At 35.8% G+C, this 22,288-nt stretch carries 21 protein-coding genes and 3 tRNA genes; 6 read left to right on the top strand and 18 right to left on the bottom strand.

The window, feature by feature from the left end; translation table 11 throughout:
- Nucleotides 1-13: 13 nt before the first annotated feature.
- A complete protein-coding gene (locus tag MP478_RS10835) occupies nt 14-1,096 on the bottom strand; it encodes an efflux RND transporter periplasmic adaptor subunit (protein WP_373691701.1) in 1,083 nt (360 codons plus the stop codon).
- Nucleotides 1,097-1,247: 151 nt separating this feature from the next.
- On the bottom strand, nt 1,248-1,634 hold the full coding sequence (locus MP478_RS10830) for a hypothetical protein (RefSeq protein WP_257191465.1): 387 nt from the start codon (nt 1,632-1,634) through the stop codon (nt 1,248-1,250).
- Between the two features lie 503 nt (nt 1,635-2,137).
- Between MP478_RS10830 and MP478_RS10825 the strand changes: the two genes are divergently transcribed.
- The 3 genes from MP478_RS10825 to MP478_RS10815 all read left to right on the top strand — a co-directional run bounded on the left by MP478_RS10825 (nt 2,138) and on the right by MP478_RS10815 (nt 4,452).
- Entirely contained in the window at nt 2,138-3,127 is a 990-nt protein-coding gene (locus tag MP478_RS10825) for a hypothetical protein (RefSeq protein WP_257191464.1), read from the top strand.
- Between the two features lie 472 nt (nt 3,128-3,599).
- On the top strand, nt 3,600-3,989 hold the full coding sequence (locus MP478_RS10820; protein ID WP_230038714.1) for a hypothetical protein: 390 nt from the start codon (nt 3,600-3,602) through the stop codon (nt 3,987-3,989).
- 34 nt (nt 3,990-4,023) lie between these two features.
- Nucleotides 4,024-4,452, top strand: a complete 429-nt coding sequence (locus MP478_RS10815) for an META domain-containing protein (protein ID WP_257191462.1) — start codon at nt 4,024-4,026, stop codon at nt 4,450-4,452.
- A gap of 52 nt (nt 4,453-4,504) precedes the next feature.
- Here MP478_RS10815 and MP478_RS10810 read toward each other — a convergent pair whose 3' ends face one another.
- The 9 genes from MP478_RS10810 to MP478_RS10770 all read right to left on the bottom strand — a co-directional run bounded on the left by MP478_RS10810 (nt 4,505) and on the right by MP478_RS10770 (nt 15,082).
- Nucleotides 4,505-4,765 (bottom strand): SemiSWEET transporter, encoded by a 261-nt coding sequence (locus tag MP478_RS10810; RefSeq protein WP_257200463.1) that lies wholly within the window; start codon nt 4,763-4,765, stop codon nt 4,505-4,507.
- Nucleotides 4,766-4,811: 46 nt separating this feature from the next.
- Nucleotides 4,812-5,846, bottom strand: a complete 1,035-nt coding sequence (locus tag MP478_RS10805) for an FAD-binding oxidoreductase (protein WP_257200462.1) — start codon at nt 5,844-5,846, stop codon at nt 4,812-4,814.
- Nucleotides 5,847-5,900: 54 nt separating this feature from the next.
- The gene (gene gldN / locus MP478_RS10800) at nt 5,901-6,839 is read right to left on the bottom strand and encodes a gliding motility protein GldN (RefSeq protein WP_230038706.1); all 939 of its coding nucleotides are present in this window, start codon (nt 6,837-6,839) and stop codon (nt 5,901-5,903) included.
- A gap of 20 nt (nt 6,840-6,859) precedes the next feature.
- A complete protein-coding gene (locus tag MP478_RS10795; protein WP_230038704.1) occupies nt 6,860-8,449 on the bottom strand; it encodes a GldM family protein in 1,590 nt (529 codons plus the stop codon).
- Nucleotides 8,450-8,501: 52 nt separating this feature from the next.
- Nucleotides 8,502-9,200, bottom strand: coding sequence for a gliding motility protein GldL (gldL, locus tag MP478_RS10790; protein WP_257191459.1), 699 nt, complete (start codon nt 9,198-9,200; stop codon nt 8,502-8,504).
- A gap of 54 nt (nt 9,201-9,254) precedes the next feature.
- Nucleotides 9,255-10,676, bottom strand: coding sequence for a gliding motility lipoprotein GldK (gene gldK / locus MP478_RS10785; RefSeq protein WP_230038700.1), 1,422 nt, complete (start codon nt 10,674-10,676; stop codon nt 9,255-9,257).
- 108 nt (nt 10,677-10,784) lie between these two features.
- The gene (glmS, locus tag MP478_RS10780) at nt 10,785-12,638 is read right to left on the bottom strand and encodes a glutamine--fructose-6-phosphate transaminase (isomerizing) (RefSeq protein ID WP_230038698.1); all 1,854 of its coding nucleotides are present in this window, start codon (nt 12,636-12,638) and stop codon (nt 10,785-10,787) included.
- A 31-nt stretch (nt 12,639-12,669) separates the two neighbouring features.
- Nucleotides 12,670-14,298: a DUF4270 domain-containing protein gene (locus MP478_RS10775; RefSeq protein WP_257200461.1), complete on the bottom strand. Its 1,629-nt coding sequence runs from the start codon at nt 14,296-14,298 to the stop codon at nt 12,670-12,672.
- A 13-nt stretch (nt 14,299-14,311) separates the two neighbouring features.
- Nucleotides 14,312-15,082 (bottom strand): glycogen/starch synthase, encoded by a 771-nt coding sequence (locus tag MP478_RS10770; protein WP_257191458.1) that lies wholly within the window; start codon nt 15,080-15,082, stop codon nt 14,312-14,314.
- Nucleotides 15,083-15,254: 172 nt separating this feature from the next.
- On the opposite strand from MP478_RS10770, the gene panC reads away from it, so the two are divergent.
- Nucleotides 15,255-16,103, top strand: a complete 849-nt coding sequence (gene panC, locus MP478_RS10765) for a pantoate--beta-alanine ligase (RefSeq protein WP_257200460.1) — start codon at nt 15,255-15,257, stop codon at nt 16,101-16,103.
- Nucleotides 16,104-16,361: 258 nt separating this feature from the next.
- Here panC and MP478_RS10760 read toward each other — a convergent pair.
- The 3 genes from MP478_RS10760 to MP478_RS10750 all read right to left on the bottom strand — a co-directional run bounded on the left by MP478_RS10760 (nt 16,362) and on the right by MP478_RS10750 (nt 16,680).
- Nucleotides 16,362-16,434: transfer RNA gene (locus tag MP478_RS10760), tRNA-Lys, on the bottom strand.
- A 52-nt stretch (nt 16,435-16,486) separates the two neighbouring features.
- Nucleotides 16,487-16,569, bottom strand: a tRNA-Leu gene (locus tag MP478_RS10755).
- A 38-nt stretch (nt 16,570-16,607) separates the two neighbouring features.
- Nucleotides 16,608-16,680 (bottom strand) — tRNA-Lys (locus MP478_RS10750).
- Nucleotides 16,681-16,794: 114 nt separating this feature from the next.
- Between MP478_RS10750 and MP478_RS10745 the strand changes: the two genes are divergently transcribed.
- Nucleotides 16,795-17,310: a shikimate kinase gene (locus tag MP478_RS10745; RefSeq protein WP_257191456.1), complete on the top strand. Its 516-nt coding sequence runs from the start codon at nt 16,795-16,797 to the stop codon at nt 17,308-17,310.
- A gap of 11 nt (nt 17,311-17,321) precedes the next feature.
- Here the strand turns inward: MP478_RS10745 and MP478_RS10740 are convergent, their stop codons facing one another.
- Nucleotides 17,322-17,759, bottom strand: coding sequence for an RNA-binding S4 domain-containing protein (locus MP478_RS10740; RefSeq protein ID WP_257191455.1), 438 nt, complete (start codon nt 17,757-17,759; stop codon nt 17,322-17,324).
- Between the two features lie 55 nt (nt 17,760-17,814).
- Between MP478_RS10740 and MP478_RS10735 the strand changes: the two genes are divergently transcribed.
- A complete protein-coding gene (locus MP478_RS10735; RefSeq protein WP_257191454.1) occupies nt 17,815-18,558 on the top strand; it encodes a hypothetical protein in 744 nt (247 codons plus the stop codon).
- A 72-nt stretch (nt 18,559-18,630) separates the two neighbouring features.
- Here the strand turns inward: MP478_RS10735 and MP478_RS10730 are convergent, their stop codons facing one another.
- From MP478_RS10730 to MP478_RS10720, 3 genes are all read right to left on the bottom strand, one after another.
- Nucleotides 18,631-20,148, bottom strand: coding sequence for an FMN-binding glutamate synthase family protein (locus MP478_RS10730; protein ID WP_257200459.1), 1,518 nt, complete (start codon nt 20,146-20,148; stop codon nt 18,631-18,633).
- Nucleotides 20,149-20,200: 52 nt separating this feature from the next.
- Nucleotides 20,201-21,547, bottom strand: coding sequence for a tRNA (N(6)-L-threonylcarbamoyladenosine(37)-C(2))-methylthiotransferase MtaB (gene mtaB / locus MP478_RS10725; RefSeq protein WP_257200458.1), 1,347 nt, complete (start codon nt 21,545-21,547; stop codon nt 20,201-20,203).
- Nucleotides 21,548-21,614: 67 nt separating this feature from the next.
- Complete coding sequence (locus tag MP478_RS10720; RefSeq protein ID WP_230038681.1) at nt 21,615-22,205, bottom strand: DUF1572 domain-containing protein; 591 nt, start codon at nt 22,203-22,205, stop codon at nt 21,615-21,617.
- Nucleotides 22,206-22,288: the final 83 nt, after the last annotated feature.

The following is a 22,288-nucleotide window of genomic DNA, read 5'->3' as shown; positions in this document are numbered from 1 at the left end:
ATTTTAGAGTAGACTACTCTGCTTTTAATTTCAATGATTGAAGAACCTTTTTAGGATCCTGGAATTTTGTTTTTATCTTTTGGTCGTCTTTTACTTTCTGAACACCTTCCAGAAGAATCTGATCCCCTTTTGAAAGCCCTGAACCTACTACATAGAGGTCCTGAAGTTCATAAGCAATTTTAATATTCCGGGATTTTGCAGTTCCGTTTTTATCAATAACAAATACATATTTCTGGTCCTGAATCTCGTAGGTTGCTTTTTGAGGAATAATCAGCGCATTATGAACCGGCATTACCATTTGAACTTTTCCGGTTTCCCCATTTCTCAGCAGTTTATCAGGATTCGGAAACTTTGCGCGGAAAGCAATATTTCCGGTTTCATTATCAAATTCTCCTTCAATAGTCTGAATTTCTCCTTTATGGGTATACGTTTCGCCATTGGCCGTAATCAAAGCCACCTCATTGCTTCCACGGTCAGCAACATGCGTCTGGTAGCTTAAATATTCAGGTTCTGAAACATTGAAGTAGGTATAAATGTTGGTATTATCCGACAGTGAAGTAAGAAGATCTCCTTCATCTATTAAACTTCCAAGTTTTAAAGGGATTCTGTTGATGATCCCAGAAAACGGAGCTTTAATATCTGTAAATGACAGATGGATTTGTGCCAGCTTCATTTCTGCATTGGCAGCATCCAATTTAGCTTTTGCCATTGCTTTTTCATTTTTAGACACAATATTGTTATTGGCCAGTGTACTGGCATTTTTCAATTCGATAGACGCCTGTTCCACTTCTGCTTTTGCTTTTAAAAGCTCTGCCTGATACAGTTTAGGCATAATCCGGAATAAAGTCTGTCCGGCCTGTACATACTGTCCCTCATCTACAAAGATCTTTTCAAGGAAACCTTTTTCCTGTGCCCGGATTTCAATGTTCTTCACTGACTGGATCTGAGCAACATATTCTTTATTAATTACAGTATCCATAACTACCGGAGACGTTACCGGATAAATTGAGGCTTCTTCTTTTTCCTCTTTTTTCTTGGTACAGCCAACAGCCAGCAGCAGAATGCTTAAAGCAATGCCTGAGGCAACTCTTTTTATCATAATTCTAGAGTTTATATAAATCGTTAATGTTTGAATAGAAATAAGAATGGTAATCGGGAATGCTACGATGTGATGATTACCAGAAGGTCACAACGCAAGGAAAATCTCCACCTGAAAACAGGTAGAAAATAAACGGAAAAATGAAATTTTAAATTCTGATGGAACGGATTAAAAGAAATTTTTTAGCAGAAAGGCCAAAAACAAAACCATGAATGTGCGGCTTAAACTGCTTATAACTTTTTAATCCAAAAATATAAACCAAGCTGAAAATGCCGGCAAAAACAACAATAGCCTGAAATACATCAGACAACTGAAAATCATTTTCGATAAGTTCCAGGGTGGAATTGTCTACACTGTCGGCTTTCTGCTGAACGGAGAGCTTTTCAAAAGTCTGGTTCAGACGGTTAGCCCTTTTAGGAATGTGATGAGAAACATGACCAGAATAGTCATTTCGCAGTGTTTTAACGTTAAGCTTGCTTTCCACTATAAAGAGCAGAAAAAGGCTTGTTAAAAAATATACTATAAAGTTTCTCATTTTGAAGTGGCAAATGTACATTTAGATTATGATACAATCATAGTAGATTAACAAAATTTAACGATCCTTTAAATAACCTGAAGTCAGAAATTACACTGTATTCTCTTCGTCATCTATAGTGTTCACTACCAATGAATTTATCTCAACATATCTTAAAATTACATATTACACATTAAAAGCAATTGTATAGTTAATTAATCACAATAATTAGTATATTTATAAAAATAAACAACTAAAAATGAATAATTTAGTTTATATTTTAAAATATATCAAGGAAAGCGATTGCCCTGATTTTGCTAAGGGTTACAAGGGGCTTTATACTTTAGCAAATATCTTTTTCTTTTATACTTCATATACTACTGTCGTTTCTCCAAATTTATATTTTCCTAATGGTTCCTTTCCTGAAGAAGCCTATATTTTTTATAATACTGTGGAAATAAGTTTCCCAATTTTTGACATCTATTTTAACAAACGCTACACACAACACCTAAAATACTTTACTTATGAGAAAGAATTTATCTTTATTAGGATTGGTCTTTTTTTCAATCTTTTACGCGCAGGTAGGTATACACACCTCCAATCCCCAAAATACATTCCATGTGGATGGGGCAAAGGATAATCCCGCCACAGGAGCTCCTTCACTCACTCAGCAAGCCAATGACCTCATTGTAACTTCCAGTGGAAGTACGGGAATAGGAACGGCAACCCCCGATCCTTCCGCCATGCTGGAAGTCAATTCCCCCAACAAAGGAATTTTACCCCCAAGAGTGGTTCTAACTTCTGCTAATATGCAGCTTAGCGCCAATCCTAATGCTACCGGACTATTAGTTTACAATACGTCGTCAACTCCATTAAAAGCAGGGTATTACTTTTGGGATGGCATACAATGGCAAAAATTAGACTCTACAACAGATAACAGCGGTGGTAATGCCACTGTAGAGACGAAAGCTGTAATGGGACCTCTGACAGCCACTACAGATAATGGCAGAGCCGGCTACGCAATTGTTGTAACAACGCCTGACGGCAGATTTTCAGTACGCTGTTTTATTCCTACAGGAAGTTTATTTGCTGATGTTAATTTACAGATCAGAAATAATGGTATTCCCACGGTAGATATCATTTCAAACGGACATTATCTATGGTCCGGAGCGGGAGGATATCAGCAAAATCAGCTCAGATTACCATCTGCAGCATGGGCTGGTGACAATGCAACCACTTCACAGGCACTTATTGATGCAACAACCGGAGCCAGAATTCAAACTGCTCTTACCAATCCATATTGGGGAGATCCGGGTGTATATGCCAGTGGTGTTCCGGAGCAAAGACTCTATTCATGGACGACCACTGATGGTAATGACAAGGTTTTCTACAAAATGTATTTTATGATGGGTTCTTCTACCCCAGCCAGTGCAGGAAATGCCACAACATGTCCGGGTGGTATATGCAACACAACTAAAGCATTTTTCACCATAGACCAAGTTAAAGCTCCTTAATCGGCTTAAACTGATTCATATGATCCATAAGAAGAACTGAATCCTTTAGTTCTTCTTTTTATTGATGGATAGGCTGGCGGCACATTTTCTGGTAAGGGATGAAATCATTACAAAAAACTAACTTTTATCATGATTTCCAATTATTTATAAAAGTCTATTGTTATTCTCTTCTATTTGAATTATTTTTGCCGGAAATTTAAACAACAAATGCAACATAAGAAATTTACACTTTATCTCATTTAAAATGAGCAAAATATACTCCTCTGCTTTTAGAAGTATGTTTTAAATTCTACATCAATTAATTCCTATTGTTCTGTTTTCAAAGGTCTGTTTTTAACAAGCGAAGAGATGCGCTCCGATAAAAACACATTGTTAATTTTACATAAACTAACATATTTTTATTAAAAATATTTGTAAATTTATATAGTATTAACACCATAATTCATGAAACACTTTAAAATCACTTATCACTATGAAAAATTTATTACCATCAATCCTTTTAGGATTGGCAATCCTTTCCTCAACAGCGTGTAAACATCCTGGTAAAGAAGCTGAAGTTATTACTGCTGCGCCGGAGAACAAAGATGAAATTTCCAAAAATGTTTATGTAGATAGCTATGGAGAAAAAATAGAAGTTACCATAAACACTACTAAAAATACAGCCACAGTACATTTGAATGGCAAAACATATGATCTCAAAAAAAGTGATGCACTGCCAGAATATACTGCTTCAAATGAAGAGTATCAGTATTCTGAAATCAAAGGCAATATTACTTTTTTAAAGAAAAATGTAGACATGGTTCTTTTCCATCATAAAAAGGAGAGAAAAGAATCAGGACCGGCTAAAATGGCATCATATTAGCTGAAGAGTTAAACATACATTTAAATTAAACTTTATGAAAAACTTGTATTACTACCTATCAGCTCTTTTCCTTGCTGTATTTCTTGTTGCTTGTAAAACTCCTGCCGTACAGAAGTCTGCAGACATAACAGGAAAAACATGGAAACTTGTTGAACTTAACGGACAGCCAATTCAGTTAAAGAACCCTAAGAATAATCCTCATTTTAAACTTGACACCAATGGTATGAGATATGAAGGACATGCAGGATGTAACGGTTTGGGAGGTACTTTTGAAATAAAGCCTGACATCATGAGAATTAAATTCAACCAGGGAATGTCTACTATGATGGCATGTGAAGATCTGGATATTGAAAACCAATTTACAAAAGCTTTGCTTTCTGCAGATAACTATTCTGTAAACGGAAATACTTTGACTTTAAACAAAGCAAGAATGGCACCTTTAGCTAAATTTGTACAACAGTAAATTGAATCACAATAAAAATACAAAGACGCTCTGCAGTTGCAAAGCGTCTTTTTTATGCTTTTTTATTATACAATATATAACAGATTAAAAGACTTAGATTAACCAAAACTGCAAATGAGTTGGAAATAATAATGGGCAGTTCATCTTTCATAAAACCATACCAAACCCATAGAGAAAGCCCAACAATGAGAACAAGAAGCATAAGCAGGGAAATGTCTTCCACATTTTTTTCTCTGATGACTTTTACGAGTTGAGGAATCATAGAAACAGAAGTTAAAACCCCTGCAATAATTCCTAATATATTTTCATTCATGATTCTGTTGTTAAGAAATAAAAGAACGTTAATATAAAGAAAACTCTTATGATTTGAACCTGTTCGCAGAAACTTCTTCATGAAGAGGCATATCTTTCTCAATAAAATCATAAAGATTTTTTGAAAAAAAACATCCGTTCAGAATTCCCCTTGCTCCCATCCCATTAAAGACATACAGGTTTTTTAATGATTCGTGCCTGCCAATAATAGGTCTTCTATCCTTTACTGTCGGGCGGAAGCCAAAATGAACTTCCTCCACTTCAAAATCATAGGAATAAAACTCTGAAAGACCATTTACCAATTGTTTTACTGTAGATTCATCTATATGATGGTGCAATTGTTCTCTATCATAGGTTCCACCATAGAAATGAAGCCCGTTTCCGGCAGGAAATAAAAAATGTTTCTTTTTGATTGTGATATCAGGAACAGCCTCAGAAAGTTTTACCTTAATATGATGTCCTTTATTTGGAATAACAGCAACATCTGAAAAATATGGGTTTTGGGTAACTCCCATTCCTTCGCAGAAAACAATATTTTTAAAACTAAAATCTGTATAAGTAGCTTCCGAAGGATTCAGTTTCTCATAATCGAATTTTTCTTTTACCAAAAGGTCATTTTTTTCAAAATAACTGAATAAACCCGCAAAAAATCCATTAACATTCAATCTGGCTGACTGAGATACCTTTCCGCTGAGATAATCGTTTTTTACCACATTTAAAGACTCAAATTTTTTATCGAGAAAAGCTGATAAATCCTCATTCTCTGATTTCTTCAGCCATAGCTTCTGTTCATTTTCGTCATGAAAAATTCTATGGATAGATTTTTCAACCAGATAATTTTCGCCTGTATATGATGCTATTTCTTCAAGAGTATCTTTAAGGAAATCAATCTGCTCCTGAGCTTTCCAGAAAGTTGTAAACTTCTTAAGGACAACAGGATTAATGATACCGGCTGAGATTTGAGAAGCACTTTTTCTTCCTTCTGAGAATATTACAAAGGACTTATTATTTTTAATTAGCTGGTGAGCGAAGAAAAGTCCTGCATAACCATCACCCACTATAATATAATCTACATTTCTCATAATAAAAAAACCTGAGTAAAAGTACTCAGGTTTTCTATAAATATCAAGTGAAATTTAGTAATTCCACATATCATTTTCCATTTCAAGGATCTGCGTCTTGATTCTGTCGCTTTCATCCAGCTGATCATCAGCATCTCTAGGAATATAGTCTTTGATAGTACCATCTCCTAAACCGGCTGAAGATTTGTAGATTATAGAAGAAAATCTTCTTGCATTGATGATATCATCGAAAGATAAATCAGCTGAAGAGTTTTTTCTGTTGAAAACATAATTGTTGGCTAAGACATCTCTTGCATTCGGATAGAAAATCCAGAATAAATCAATCAATTCGTCATTGCTGGCAATTGGTTTCCCGTCAGGGCCTATAACTCCCTGTACTGCAGGGTCTGGACCCATAGCTGCAATACCGAGAGGTCTGTATTTCATCTGTCCGTCTCTCTTGTCAATGAACCACATACCCATTATTTTAAGAACTTTCACTTTATCAGTTGTAGTCTCAATAATATCAGTATATTCTTTTTTCTCCTGCTCAGTTAATTGTCTTCCAGAGTTCAGGATATCAATTGCAGCATCACTGATCTTAACATTAACCAACCTTTTCTTAATTCCTTCCGGAGTAAGTTTATCTACAAAATTCTCATCATTATAAACCTGCTCAATTTTACCGCTTAAAGCAGCATCAAGCAATAATTTATATAAAGATCTTGTAGGAGTAGAAAGAAGGCCATCCGGATTATCATAATAGAATGGCTGATTGATCTTATCATTCATATCAATGATTTCCCAAACAAACATACTTTTAAGGATATCTTTATCTTCTACAAAACCATATTCAAGAGGCTTTACTGTTTTATCAATAATAGTATCACCAACTTTCTGTTTATTCTCCTCTCTCATCTTTCTGAACTCTTCCGGAGAAGATGAATTCAGAATAGTCTGGGACAAAGCAAATCCCGAAACTAATACTAAAAGGGTGCTAATATATTTCTTCATAATAAGTTACAATTTTAGTCCTATTGAACATTAATTAATATAGGAGTAATGTTTTTAATCTGTTGCCCTTCCAAACCTTGAGCTGTTGCTTTAATATCAAATATTGAAAATACATCTCCTGATCTTAAGTTTCTCACCAGTCCAGCTGCTTCGCCTAAAGAATTTCCATGGATCAGCAATGCTGCTTTTCCAGGTACTCTTACCATAAACTGAGTAACAGTGAACGATACTGGGAAGTCAAAGTCAGGAATAGTTGCCTGTACCGTTTGATTCGGGATAGAACTTGCCGGCATAGATAATATATTCTGTCCTCTCATCTGACCTTGTGGTGGCGGTACATTCTTGATTCTATATTCAAATACCTGAGATACTGATTTACCATAAGGATCAAGTCCTGATAATGTTAACTTCACTGTAGTACCTGCACCAGGTTTTACATTCCACTTTCCAGGACCTGTACTTTTCACAGCTGCTCCCGGAGCTGATAATGAAAGCTTAGCATTGTCTGCACCTAAGATTGATCCTGAAACAGGGTTCTCAAGTCCTCTATACATTACATTCATTTTGTCAGCAGAAAGTAATAGTCCTTTTTCAAGTTTTACTTCTCTAGGTCCTGCAATTACATTATAAGTATGCGTCCAAGGGAAGTTTTGCGCTTTGCCTGTAGCATCTGTTAATGTAATCATTCCTCCTAATTTATGTTCACCGATACCAGAACCAGAGATAGGAATAATACCTTTTCCATTCTCCAATTTACTTACACCGGAGATACTGATTTTGTTACTGTTAGAATAGTTACCCAACATTACTTTTACTTCAGCCTGCTTACCAGCCTGGATATCCACCGGACCTGCAACAATAGCTTCATAACTTGTAAACTTAATGCTTGCATCTACTTTCTCCTGAAGCAATAATGCCAGTGCATCAGACTGAACATTTCTGGCATCATTTTGGATAATCTCTAAATTGGAAATAGCTGCAATTAAAGGCTGGTGATAGAATTTATTCTGAAACCAAGTCTTATCATTTGGAGATTTTCCTTTAGGATATTCTGCAATAAGAGATTTGTTAGCTCTTTCTACTAAATCTTTAAGCTGAGCATTGTTCCCAAAAGTAACGTTAATGTAATTTCTTACATCATCAATTTTAGCTTTTAGGTCTAATGCATTCTTAGAAGGCGCATTTTCATCTCCTTCTTTAAAGAAATATTCTGTAGTTGCTTCATTATTGTTAAGTGCCGCAAAGTTCTCACTTACATCAACATCTTTTCCATCCTTATCTTTGTCATGAAACTCAGATTGTCTTTTCAGAAGATCTTTGATATCCTGAGAAGATTTCACCAACGCATCAATCTTGGTTTTCAATACCTTATACTGTGCCCAAGGCTGTGCATAAGTATCGGGAACCTGCTGTGCTTTAGCTTCAAGCGTCTTTTCAAAGATTTTCTCGTTCTTTCTTTCTGTTAAAGTTCTGGTTTCATTTAATGCTCTGGTAGAGTCGTAATATGATCTGATGATTTCTGCATCAATGTTTAGGGCCATCATCGCGATGAACACCAGATACATCAGGTTGATCATCTTCTGACGAGGGGTCTGTTTTCCTTGTGCCATTCTCTTTTCTTTGTTTTTTGATTAAGTAGTTAAATTTAGAAATGGTTAGGAATTAAGACTTCATAGCAGTTAGCATACCACCATAAACTCTGTTTAAATTATTCAGATTAGAGGTTAAACCTTGTAGCTCTTGGTTGAATTTTTCAGATTGCTCTGCAGATTTCTGCATATCAGCAACATATTTGTTTGCGTACTCAGATTGTTTTTTACCATTCTCAAGTTGCATAGCATATAAAGCATTCATACTTTCCATATGCTGAGCAGCTTTATTCAACTGATCATTATATTTATGAGTAGAAGCTGATACATCTACAGTTTGGTTGATTTGATCTACAGAATTTGAAAATTTATCAATTCCTGTTCTTAATCTGTCAAATAACTGAACATCCAATTTAGCATCCTCAAGCATCTTATCCAATTTCTTAGAAAGAGAATTTTCCAATTCGGCAAATTGAGCTGCAGCATTGTTATTTCTAGAAGAAACATTAGAATGTAAAGGGTTTGGGTTAGCATGCTTATCTAATAGTTCAGGATAAACATTTTCCCATGCATAAGACTCTTCAGATTTTGGAGGGTCGAATGCAAAAATGATAAAGATAATTGCCTCTGTAATAAGCCCTACTGTAAGAGCGATATTACCATTAATGGGTCCCAAGGTAATGTGAGTAATTTTAAGCCAAGCTCCAAGAATTACAATTGCAGCACCGAATGAATAAAAGAAATTCATCCAAGCATCTTTAGTCTTAAACATATTGAGTTAGTTTTTTTATGTTAAATAAAATTGTTTTGAAAAATAATTGTCTCGTTATCTGTTAACTCTTCTTGGTTTCACAGCTGCTTCAGGAATATCCTGAACAGTTCTGAATCCGATATAGCTTCTAGCAGAATCTTTTCTTTCCCAATCTCTTGCCCCTGTCATCAATGCATATCCTATATCTTTCCAAGATCCACCTCTTACAGATTTCTTAGTATCCTTTTTATCTTTTGTAGAAGGATTTAATGTAGAAGAGAATCCATATGAAGAATTGTTATATGCAGATTCTGTCCATTCAGAAACGTTTCCAGCCATATCAAATAACCCAAATCCATTTTTCTTAAATTTCTTAACTGGAGCTGTATATGTATAAGTACCTTTTTTCTCGTCTTCCATGTAGTTACCTCTCTTAGGTTTAAAGTTTGCTAAGTAGCAACCTCTGTCATCCATCAAATATGGACCTCCCCAAGGGTAAGTGGCATTTTGCATACCGCCTCTTGCAGCATATTCCCATTCAATTTCTGTTGGAAGACGGAACTGCAATGGTCTTTGTTTTTTTCTTTTTAAACTTTCGTTGTAATCTGTTTTCAATTTAGATCTGAAGTTACAATAAGCTCTTGCCTGATCCCAGGTTACTCCTACTACAGGGTAGTTTTTGTAAGCTTTGTGCCAGAAATATTGTTCAAATAATGGTTCATTGTAAGCAAAGTGGAAATCTTTTACCCAAACTGTAGTATCCGGATAAATCGCGATACTTTCGCTTTTAAGGTAATTAACTCCTCTTTCGTTATCAGCAAGTGCAGCATCCATATCTCCCCAACGGTAAGTATATTTAAGCTTACTAACATCTAAAATTCTTTCGTTTCCAATTCTGGAAGATGCAGGCAAGTATAATGCCTCTAAAACCTCTGCATACTCTACATCCGGATATTTTGAAGTACTCCAATGTAATGGAATTTTCCAATCTAATCTTTTGCTGGCATCATAGGTTCCATCTTCACGGCCTCCCTGGCCTTCCATATATTCCTGATAAGGCGTTAAATTCTCTTCTTTTTTAGCAAGGTATGCATAATCTCCTATGCTTGCTCCTTTACCTCCGCCTTCATCACCACCTTCTCCGGCAGCTTCAGCAAGTAAAGTTCTCGCAATAGAATCTCTTACATAATTGATAAATACCCTGTATTCTGAGTTGGTAGTTTCTGCTTCATCCATGAAGAAAGAAGAAACAGTAACGGTTTTCAATGCTGTTTTTTCAGGTGTATGTGTTGGATCCTGATCTGCGAGACCAGCAACAAATGAACCTGCAGGAATTGCGACCATTCCGTATGGTCTTTCCGCAACAAATGATTTCGTTTTTTCTCTTGGTATCAATTCTCCTTTTGTTCCAGGCTTCCCTACAGAAGAGCTGCCACCACCTGAACAAGATACCGATGCTACCGATGCAGACAATAATAAAAGAAATATCCTTTTCATGTTAATTTTTATAATTAAGCCGTAAATATATAATTTTTTTAAGAAACTTTTAAGATTTTTTTTGAAATAACGGAAGAAATCTAAATTTATTTTATTTACAACAACTTTTTATTCAACAGTAACAGATTTTGCTAAGTTTCTTGGCTGATCAACGTTTGCGCCTCTATAAACTGCAATATAATAAGCAAGCAACTGCAGAGGCACTGATGCAACGATTGGTGAAAAACATTCTGAAGTTTCAGGAATTTCAATCACATAATCTGACATTTCACTTACCTGACGGTCTCCTTTGTTGACTACAGCGATAATTTTCCCTTTTCTAGCTTTAATTTCCTGAACATTACTTACAATTTTATCATAATGCCCTTTTTTAGGTGCTATAATAACAATTGGCATGTTTTCATCAATCAAAGCAATAGGGCCATGCTTCATTTCTGCTGCCGGGTATCCTTCTGCATGGATATAAGAAATTTCTTTTAATTTTAAGGCTCCTTCTAAGGCCGCAGGATAGTTGTACCCTCTTCCTAAGTAAAGGAAATTGGTAGTTTCTACAAAATCTTTTGCAATTTCCTGAACCTGCTCATGGGTAGCACTTAAAACTTCTTCAATTCTCTTAGGAATAGCGTCCAATTCAGCAATTAAGCTCATAAATTCAGCATTCCCCAAGTTTCCGTTATGTTTACCTAATTTAAATGCAATAAGGGTAAGAATGGTAAGCTGAGCTGTAAATGCTTTTGTAGAAGCCACTCCAATCTCAGGACCTGCATGGGTGTATGAACCTGCATCTGTAATTCTTGCAATAGACGAATCTACTACATTACATATCCCGTATATAAATGCACCTTTTTCTTTTGCCAGTTTTAGAGCAGCCATTGTATCTGCTGTTTCTCCGGATTGAGAAATTGCAATAACCACGTCTTTATCAGTAATAATAGGGTTTCTATATCTGAATTCTGAAGCATATTCTACTTCAACAGGAATTCTTGCGTATTCTTCGATAAGATATTCTCCGATAAGACCTGCATGCCAAGATGTACCACAAGCAATAATAATAATCCTGTTGGCATTTTTAAATCTTTCTACATGATCCCAGATCCCTGCCATTTTAATAACTCCCTCATCTACAAGAAGCCTCCCTCTCATGGTATCATGGATAGACTTTGGCTGTTCAAAGATTTCTTTAAGCATAAAATGCTCGTAACCTCCTTTTTCAATCTGCTCCAGGCTCAGTTTAAGCTGTTGGATTTCCGGCTCGATTTTAGAGTTTTCATTGATTGTTCTAATATCCACTCCGTTCTCAAGAGAAATGATAGCCATATGTCCTTCTTCCAGATAAATTGCTTCTTTTGTAAATTCTACAAAAGGAGAAGCATCTGAAGCAATAAAGTATTCATTTTCTCCGATTCCTATTGCTAAAGGTGAACCTAATCTTCCCACTACCAATACTCCAGGATAATCTTCATGAAGTACAGTAATTGCATAAGCTCCATATACTTCATTCAATGCATATCTCACCGCTGTCGGGAAATCAATCTCAGGATTCAGTTCCATGAAATACTGAATAAGATTCACCAATACTTCTGTATCAGTTTCTGATTGGAAAGTATACCCTTTCTCAGTAAGCATTTTTTTAATAGTATCATAATTCTCAATGATCCCATTATGCACAATAGCTATTTTTCCATTATTTGACAAATGCGGGTGTGAGTTTCTGTCACTTGGAACCCCGTGAGTTGCCCAACGTGTGTGTCCCATCCCAATTTTGGCTGTTCCTTTCAATTCTGCTGAAATATTCACCAAATCATCAACCTTACCTTTTGTTTTTTCTACTGAAAATTTCTTTTCTGTATTTTCTAAAACAATTCCTGCACTGTCATATCCTCTGTATTCTAATCTTCTAAGACCATTGATTACTATTTCGTAAGCATCTTGAAAACCTGTATATCCTACTATTCCGCACATATTTTATTTTGTCTAGTGTTATGTTTGTTGTTTATTTTTTTGTACCGTATGTAACTCTCAGCTGAATTCTATTCGCACTTTTGTCACTTCCGGTCAATATCGTTCTGTTCATATCAAATGCTCTTGTTGTAAATGTTGGTCCAAAATAGGCTCCTGAACTTACAACTCTTGCAAATGCACCCTGATTGATAATTAATAGATTATTTTTAAACTGATACTCATTATCCGTAGTAATTTTAATACCATCTGAAGGTCCTTCAACAATACCTTTAATAGTCTTTGTTACCACAAAATCATAATATAATGGTTTTTCATTGATCAGATAAAGAGGGAATCCTGCTGTTAAATCTGCAGTAAAGCCTGGCGAAACGAATTCTCCGTCTTTTCCTTTGTCTTTATTTACAGGAAGAAGTGTAAATCTGCTGTCTCCAAATTTTGAATGCTTATTAGACCATGTCAATGGATCTACATAAACTCTGATCTTTGCACTTATAATTCCTGCTTTATCTTTTACATATAAACTTTTAAGCTTATTAATCTCCTCTTCCGGAATTTTCACTCCTATAGAAGGACCTCCCATTCCCTGAGCATAAAGCTTCGGATCACCAGTGGTTTCATTGCTTGCTGCTAATGCAGATTCAACCTGAGATCCTGTTCTGTTATAAGTATACTGACCTATGTGAACATTACCTCCTCCTAAATTAAATTTAAGCGTAGTTTGTGGTCTTGTCGTTGTACCATTATCTGTTTTATCATATTTATAGTACATAATAAGCTCCATATCATTAGGTGAAAACTGGAAAAGGTATCTATCCGTTTCACTTACTGAAATTTTAATTCCTCTTAAGTATCTGATAAAGTTAGCTGTATTTTGCAATTCAGGCATTCCTTTTTTATCTACAATTCTGGTTTGGAAGAAGTCTTTGTCCAATTTCATTCTAAAGTCATTAGTAGAATTGAATAACGCGGTATTATCAGATTTTTTAGTCACTGCTACCGTGCTTACTCTTCCGTCAAATACTGCTGAACCTAATAATCCGCCCGTACTCACATCTACATTTGAACGGGTGAAAGGTTTAGCGTTAGCATCCAGGAAAGTTGTCACTTCATGTACATTTATGGTCATAGAGTTATACTGACCTCCTATTTTACCATATTTAAAAACCGGGTATGTCTTTTTATCTATAGAAACAGGTACTGTTTCGTTCCCTACCGGGAAATCACTTCTGTCATAAGCACCTGGTGCTTTTACTGAATCTGTGATATAGTTTGGTGTTTTTATAACCAGGACAACAGAGTCTACTTTTGCGTTAGGTCCGGTAAAATCGAAGTTATCGGTAGGCATTCTCAATTGTGTAATATAAGATGCTTTCTGGCCTCCGAACTGACCTTCGGTAAAGGCACCCAGAACACCAACGGTTGTGAATCCTCCTGCAGCATTCTGCTCACTGATAAGTTTGGAAGCATCACTTCTGATGGAATCATGATTATTAATATTATATGCAATAAGATCATATAATGTTTCATTTCCATCTGCTGCATCTTTTATAAACAGTTGTTCTCCAAGGGCATCTGCATCCGGTTCACAGTTATAAAGAATTGCACTTCCGAAAATCGCCAGTAAAAGCATGGCGAAAGTCTTTTTAAGATTATGAGTCATTAAAAATGTGTTTTTAATAAAGTTGGTTTATAGAATCTACGTCAAGATATTCTGACTTTTGGGTAGCTGTTTCATTGAAAGCCTGATCAAGGTCTTCATCCAGAAACTCATCTCCCTTTACAACTGCATCCACGTAGTTCATACTTTCGATAACAAAGCTTTTAATTGTTGGATTATCTAACGCTTTTAATCCTGAAATATTATCAAACTTCAATTTTTCATCAATCTTTTTATCCAAGGCAGCGTCTTTCTCGTTATACAGGGAAAGAACAATTTTAGCGTCTTTGAAATAAGTATCGGATTCGTAATACGTTTTAAGGTAAATAGGGACAAAAGAAGACATCCATCCGTTCAGGTGAATAACATCCGGTACCCAGTTCAGCTTTTTGATGGTTTCAATAACTCCTCTTGCAAAGAAAATAGCTCTTTCGTCGTTATCCTCGAAAGGATTTTCTTCGTCGTCAAAATAGTATTGCTTTCTTTTGAAGTATTCTTCATTATCAATAAAGTAAACCTGAAGTCTTTCCCCCGGAAGAGACGCTACTTTAATAATTAAGGGCTGGTCCAGGTCATTGATAATAATATTCATTCCTGAAAGACGGATTACCTCATGAAGCTGGAATTTCCTCTCACTTATTTGTCCAAATCTTGGCATAAAAACTCTTACATCATTGCCTTCATTGTGCATCTTAAGTGCCATTTTGTTTACCACTGCAGCCATATTGGTATCTTCCTGATATGGATACATCTCTGTAGTAATGTACAGTATTTTTTGATTCGGCATAAACTTTCTATCTAATTTTTTGTAAAAATGCTTTAATGTGCAAAATTACAAAAAAACATCCAACATTATTTTAATTAACATTTTTTTACGAAAATTCCCTTTTCCAAATTATTAAAAACACACTTTATTATGTGATATTTTTAGTATTTTTGAAATAGTATTAAAATAAACTATGGAAGTTATAAGAAATAGGAAAGTCCTTCAGGATTTCATTGAAAGACAGAAAGAAATGGGAAAAAGAATAGGCTTTGCCCCTACTATGGGAGCCCTTCATAAGGGGCATCTTTCTCTATATGAAGAAGCAAAAAAGGAGAATGATCTTGTTATTTCATCAATTTTTGTAAATCCGACTCAATTTAACAATCCTGAAGACCTTGAAAAGTATCCTAGGGACATTAACAGAGATATTTTAATCCTTGAAAACTCTGGGCTTGTAGATGCTGTGTATATTCCCGAAGTAGCAGATATCTATCCTGAAAAAGCAGAAAGCAAGCATTATGATTTTGATGGACTTGAGAATGAAATGGAAGGAAAATCACGACCGGGACATTTTGACGGGGTAGGAACCGTAGTAGAAGAACTTTTCATACAGGTAAAGCCTGACAGCGCTTATTTTGGAGAAAAAGATTTCCAGCAATTAGCCATTATTAAGAAAATGGTTGAAAAAACACATCTTCCGGTTAAAATAACAGGAGTTCCCATCTATAGAGCAGAAAACGGACTTGCACTAAGCTCAAGAAACCAAAGACTTCATGAAGACCGAAAAGAAGCTTCAAAAATCATTTACGAAACCCTGAATAAAGTAAACGACTGGTTCCGAACGGTAACGATTACAGAAATTAAGGAAAGGGTAAAGGATATTTTTGACAACCAGCAAGGAATGCACCTGGAATATTTCCTGATTGCTGATGAAAATACATTAAAAGAAACTGATTTCTTCTATAAAGACAGAAATTTCAGAGCCTTTATTGTAGTGGTGGTAGATGGGGTAAGATTAATTGACAATATACATTTAGATTAAAAAACTATATAACACCTATATAATTTTTATAAAACACAAACTCTGATGGTAACGTCAGAGTTTTTTGATCAGTCTCAAAAGTTGTGGACTAAGCAAATTGGTTAAATCTAGCTCTCAACTTTTGCACCTGATCCGTTTTTTTGATTTATTACTTCTTATGATTATTAACACAAAAAATCAAAGGTCTCTTGAGGAGACCTTTGAAACACCAAATCACAAAATATTAATATGAAAAAAATTTACTTTTCAGTAAACTTGTGACCCGGCTGGGATTCGAACCCAGGACCCATACATTAAAAGTGTATTGCTCTACCAGCTGAGCTACCGAGTCGGCCACAATTAAAATGAATTACTTCATTATTAATTATAAATTTTCTTTGCAGTGCCTGCGACTGGACTCGAACCAGCACATCCTTAGGAAACCACCCCCTCAAGATGGCGTGTCTACCAATTTCACCACGCAGGCAATAAAATTACAAAAAAATAAGTAATTTTTATTGCTAGTGACCCGGCTGGGATTCGAACCCAGGACCCATACATTAAAAGTGTATTGCTCTACCAGCTGAGCTACCGAGTCGGTCACTTACACATCAAGTTTCATTTAAGTAATGTCCCTTGTTTTAAGTGGTGCAAAGATATGACTTTTTTCTTTATCTCAAAACTTTTTCGCAAATTTGTTCAAAAAAAATTCATGATAATTTCACTGATTGGATACATGGGAAGTGGCAAATCTCACATTTCCAAAATATTAAGCGAAAAAATAGATTTTAAATTAATTGACCTCGATAAAGAGATCGTCAGGAGAAATAAATTAACCATTCCTGAAATATTCGAAAAAAGGGGGGAAATCTATTTTAGAAAGCTGGAAAGAGAGGCATTGGAAGAGATTCTGGCTTCTGAAGAAAACGTGGTTTTAAGTCTTGGTGGAGGGACTCCTGTGTATTATAATAATATGGAGATCATTAATCATAACTCAAAGAGCATATTTTTAAGAACATCGGTAGGAACATTGGTAGAAAGACTTTCAAAACAGAAAGAAAAAAGACCAATAATTGCTACTATTACAGATGAAGATCTCCCCGAATTCATTGCCAAGCACCTATTTGAAAGAAATCAATTTTACAGCAAGGCACAGTACAGTTTAAGCACAGATTCCAGAGAACCTGAGGATATCGTTAAGGAAATAATAGAAAAGCTCTATCTCTAGAGCTTTTTATTTTAATCTTCTTTTTCGGTTTCATTGTTTGTTTCTCCAAAGAAATCGTCCCAATCTGTAAAGTCTCCATCAATATCATTTCCTACATATTCATCCATTTCCCTTCTGTCTTTTTTAGTAGGCCTTCCTTCTCCTTTATTTCTGTAATAATCCTGGGACATTTTACGAAGTTTCAGCAATTCATACTGTTCCTTATCTGTCACATCCTGTATGTGAAGTGAGACAAGCTTTGCTCCTATCCTGCTTTTAGGAATCTGAACTACCTTTATTTTATAATCAATCTGATTTTTCCGAATTTTAATAACATCTCCCTCTTTTACCTCTTTTGACGACTTTACGGCGGACGTTCCCATCGAAACCCTGTTCTTTTTAATTTCCTCTGTTGCAATACTTCTCGTCTTATAAAAACGAATGCACCATAAAAATTTATCTATTCTCATAATTTTTTATACTTTTGCCGTTATATTATTTGTAAAGTAATTAAACTTTTTTGAAATGAAAAAAATATTTTTATATATCCTTGCAGGATCTTTATGTTTTACGGCGTGTAAAAAAAATGATGCAGTAGATACCATTAATGAACCTGAAGACATTAACGTCCAAAACAGCTATGACGATCAGGCGATTAAAAAGTTTATGGATGAAAATTACCTCGATGCACAGGGAAATGTAAGAACTTTCAGTACAACAGACGCCAGTGATGATAATGAAAAGAAATTATCAGCTCTTCCTAACGAAACTTTACCATCAGGTACTGTTTTCATTACAAGACCTGATGCTCAGCCCACTAATGGAGTAGCAATTACTAAAGGAGACAGTTTACGTATCATGATGAACGCGCTGACTTTTGTAGCCACCGATAACAACGGAAGTGTTGTATATGGAGCAAAAACACCTTTGACTAATTACAACACCATCAGTGAAACCGGAATTCCAGTAGTAGATCCAAAATTCTACTATATTAAAAATTACAATAAATTAATCAAAAATGCTACTACAGACATAGCGAAGCAAAAAAGTTATTATATGATTGAAGGCTTTAATGAGGCTTTACAGAAATATAAAGCTTTTGATAAAGCAGATGGAGAAAGCTATAATCTTCAAGGGGTTATTATAGTACCGTCCAGAGCGGCTTTTGCAAGAGATCCTCATTACAATTACAGTGGATATTCTTTCAGAAACAGAACTTTTGTCTTCAACTTCCAGGTCTATAAAAATACACCAAGAGCCGCTGATTAAGCTCAATAAAAAATAATAAATCCCCACAATGAAAACCATTGTGGGGATTTTATTTTATACTCTGTTTTACATTTAAGACCTTGCTTTTTGCTTTACATTACCCAGAATATCCGGGAAGTATAAGTCAGCAAGATGATCAAACTCATCTCCTCTCATAAACATGGTAGCATCTACTTCTTCATAAGAACTTCTTCCGGCAGCAGCAATCAGTTCATTACAGGTATGAAGCGTATTTTTGTGGAAGTGATATACCCTTTCGCTTTTATCAGTAACATCCAGTCCTTTAATCAGCATTTTATCCTGAGTAGCAACCCCGGTAGGACAGTTATTGGAATTACAACGTAAAGCCTGAATACATCCTAAAGAGAACATAAAACCTCTTGCGTTGTTACACATATCTGCTCCCATAGCAACAGCCCTTAAAATGTCCAGGCTGGTAAGCACTTTACCGCTGGCAATTACTCTTAATTTATTTCTTACGTTATAGCTGTTCAGTGTTCTGTTTACAAAGATCAGTGCAGGTTCCAAAGGCATTCCCACTCCATCTGAAAATTCCGGCGGAGCAGCTCCTGTTCCCCCTTCTGCTCCATCTATCGTGATAAAGTCAGGATAAATTTTCAGCACATTCATTTGTACGCAGATATCTTCAAACTCTTTAGTATCTCCTATACAAAGCTTAAACCCGACGGGCTTACCTCCGGAAAGCTCTCTCAGGTGCTGTACAAACCACAGCAATCCTGCTGCATCATGAAAAGAAGAGTGTGATGGAGGTGAAATAACAGTCATCCCCGGGGTAACGTGACGGATTGCTGCAATTTCCGGAGTATTTTTCACTCCCGGAAGCACTCCTCCATGTCCTGGTTTGGCACCTTGAGACAATTTGATCTCAATCATTTTTACATTCGGCAGGTTCGAGTACTTTGTGAATAATTCAGGGTTAAATTTTCCTTCTTCATCACGGCATCCAAAATAACCGGTCCCAATCTGCCAGCATAAATCTCCTCCTTCCATATGATGGGGCGATATTCCTCCTTCTCCTGTATTGTGGTAAAAATTACCTTTTTTAGCACCTCTATTTAAAGAAATCTGAGCCCTGTCACTTAATGCACCAAAACTCATTGCTGAAATATTAAATAAAGAAGCATGGTAGGGCTGTGTACATTGTTCGCCACCTACCCAAACTCTTGGAAGTTCTTCAGATGGTGACTTTGCATAAATAGAATGTTTAATTCCTTCATATTTTCTATGATTAACTTCCAGCTGGGTACCAAAAGCAACAGTGTCACTTAAATTTTTGGCACGCCTGTATACTGCAGAACGCTGATTCCTTGGAAACGGCTTCCCATCTGTCTCTCTTTCGATGAAGTACTGCTGCATTTCCGGCGAAATACTTTCAAAAAAGTACCTGAAGTACCCTAATACAGGAAAGTTCCTCAGAATAGCATGTTTAGACTGGTACGCATTGTAAACACCTAATGCATAGATGGCGGACAGCAGGATGGGTATCCAATAGTGCGCTCTGATCAGTAATGCTACAATCCACGTAGCAGTTACTAATACAATTCCCCAAGATAAAAACTTATCTCTCATGAATGTAGTATTTAAAGTTAAAAATAAATTTAGTAGAATTTTTGCAAAGAGCCTATGCTTTTGCTAAAAAATTTTGGTAGGAAGATTGCACAGAAACCGTGCCATCTGACAGGATTTTTTCTAAATTTAGAAATTCTATTTGATTGACAAAGGCAGGATCAAAGTCTTTCTGGACTCTCACGTAGTTTTCTGTGAAGCCAAACATTTTTCCTTCTTTATTTTCATGCTCCCAAAGTACGGGAAGCGTTTTACCCAGTTGAGTCTGATAAAATGCCATTTTCTTCTTTTCAGAAAGAATTCTAAGCATTTTATTACGTTTTTTTCTTTCAGCTATAGGAACTACTCCGTCCATATCAGCAGCTTCTGTATTTTCTCTTTCAGAATAAGTAAATACATGAAGATAAGTAATAGGAAGTTCATTCAGGAAATTATACGTTTCCATAAACCGTTCCTCAGTTTCGCCAGGGAATCCGACGATAACATCTACTCCAATAGCAGCATCAGGCATTACTTCGCGAATCTTATTTACCCTGTCATTATAGAGCTTGGTAAGATAACGGCGTTTCATTTTTTTCAATAAATCATCACTTCCGGACTGCAGTGGAATATGGAAATGCGGAACAAAGCTTTTACTTTTGGAAACCAGTTCTATACTTTCATCTTTTAAAAGATTAGGCTCAATAGATGAAATACGGATTCTTTCTATTCCTTCCACTTTGTCAAGTTCAGAAATAAGATCTAAGAAAGTATGTTCATGTTTTTTGTTTCCAAACTCGCCTTTTCCGTAATCTCCAATATTTACTCCTGTAAGAACAATTTCTTTAATATCTTTGGCTGCAATTTCTGTAGCATTTTTAAGGACATTTCCAATGGTATCAGAACGGGAAATCCCTCTTGCCAGCGGAATGGTACAGTAAGTACATTTATAGTCGCATCCGTCCTGAACTTTAAGGAAAGCTCTGGTTCTGTCACCAATTGAATAACTTCCAATAAAAAAGTCGGTTTCTTCAATTTCACATGAGTGAACGATTCCTTCGTTTTCCGTTTTCTCCAGATCGTCAAGGTAACTTAAGATATTGAATTTTTCTTTCGCTCCCAATACCAGATCTACACCGTCAATCTGTGAAATCTCTTCAGGTTTCAGCTGTGCATAGCAACCTACAATAACAACCAGCCCTTCCGGGTTAGCCTTCATTGCTCTTTTTACGTGAAGTTTACATTCACGGTCTGCATTTTCTGTTACTGAACATGTATTGATGACATACACATTAGCCTTATCATCAAAGCTTACCTTATTATAACCTGCATCTGTTAATTGACGGGCAATAGTAGATGTTTCTGCAAAGTTTAATTTGCAGCCAAGTGTGTGAAACGCGGCAGTTCTGTGAAAAGTAGACATTTGTTACTCCTGAATTTTATGGGTGCAAAGATAGTAATTTTTACTAAGAAGCCAAGATTGATTCAATCTATTGCTTGTATTCGTCCCTTACTTCAGGGCTGTTTTGAAAACATACGGGAGATGAATTAAGTCCAGATTCTTCTCCGGAAATTTTATTTTTCATCTCTGTGTTAAACTCCTGTGACTTATTCCTTGCAATAGAAAGCGTCTTCCACTCATCATTTTTCATCATTTTTGCCAGGTATACAATTTGTCCTATGTGATAGGGATAATGAGCCAGCTGCCTGAAGACAGCATCAATAACGGAATGGGCTTCTCCCCTAATGTAAATTGTAGAATATATATTATCATCACTGATCTGGTTCAAGGCATCAAAAAGACACTTCCATCCTTTTTCCCAATATCCGGTAACTTCTTCTTTTGTTTTAAAAGTGTTGTTAAATTCCTCATCACGGTGACGCCATGATTTTTCGCCGTCTTCAGTCAAAAAATTGGTCCATCTCGAAAGCATATTTCCTGCAATATGTTTTACAATGACCGCAATAGAATTACTTTCTTCATTATACTGCCAGAAAACCTGTTCATCAGACAGTTGTCCGAATGTTTTATCACCAAGAGATTTGTAATATTCAAAACGCTTAATAAAGAGCTGCTTCATACTTTTAATTTTAATTTCTAAAATAAGATTTTTCAAGAAAAGAACCATCTCAAACGAAGTGGTTTTGTCTATCTATAGTATTT

The sequence above is a fragment of the Chryseobacterium sp. WG14 genome (genome assembly GCF_024586945.1).
In the GTDB taxonomy this organism is placed as follows: domain Bacteria; phylum Bacteroidota; class Bacteroidia; order Flavobacteriales; family Weeksellaceae; genus Chryseobacterium.
The sequence above is the reverse complement of the archived record's forward strand: the minus strand, read 5'-3'. Positions and strand labels throughout refer to the sequence as shown.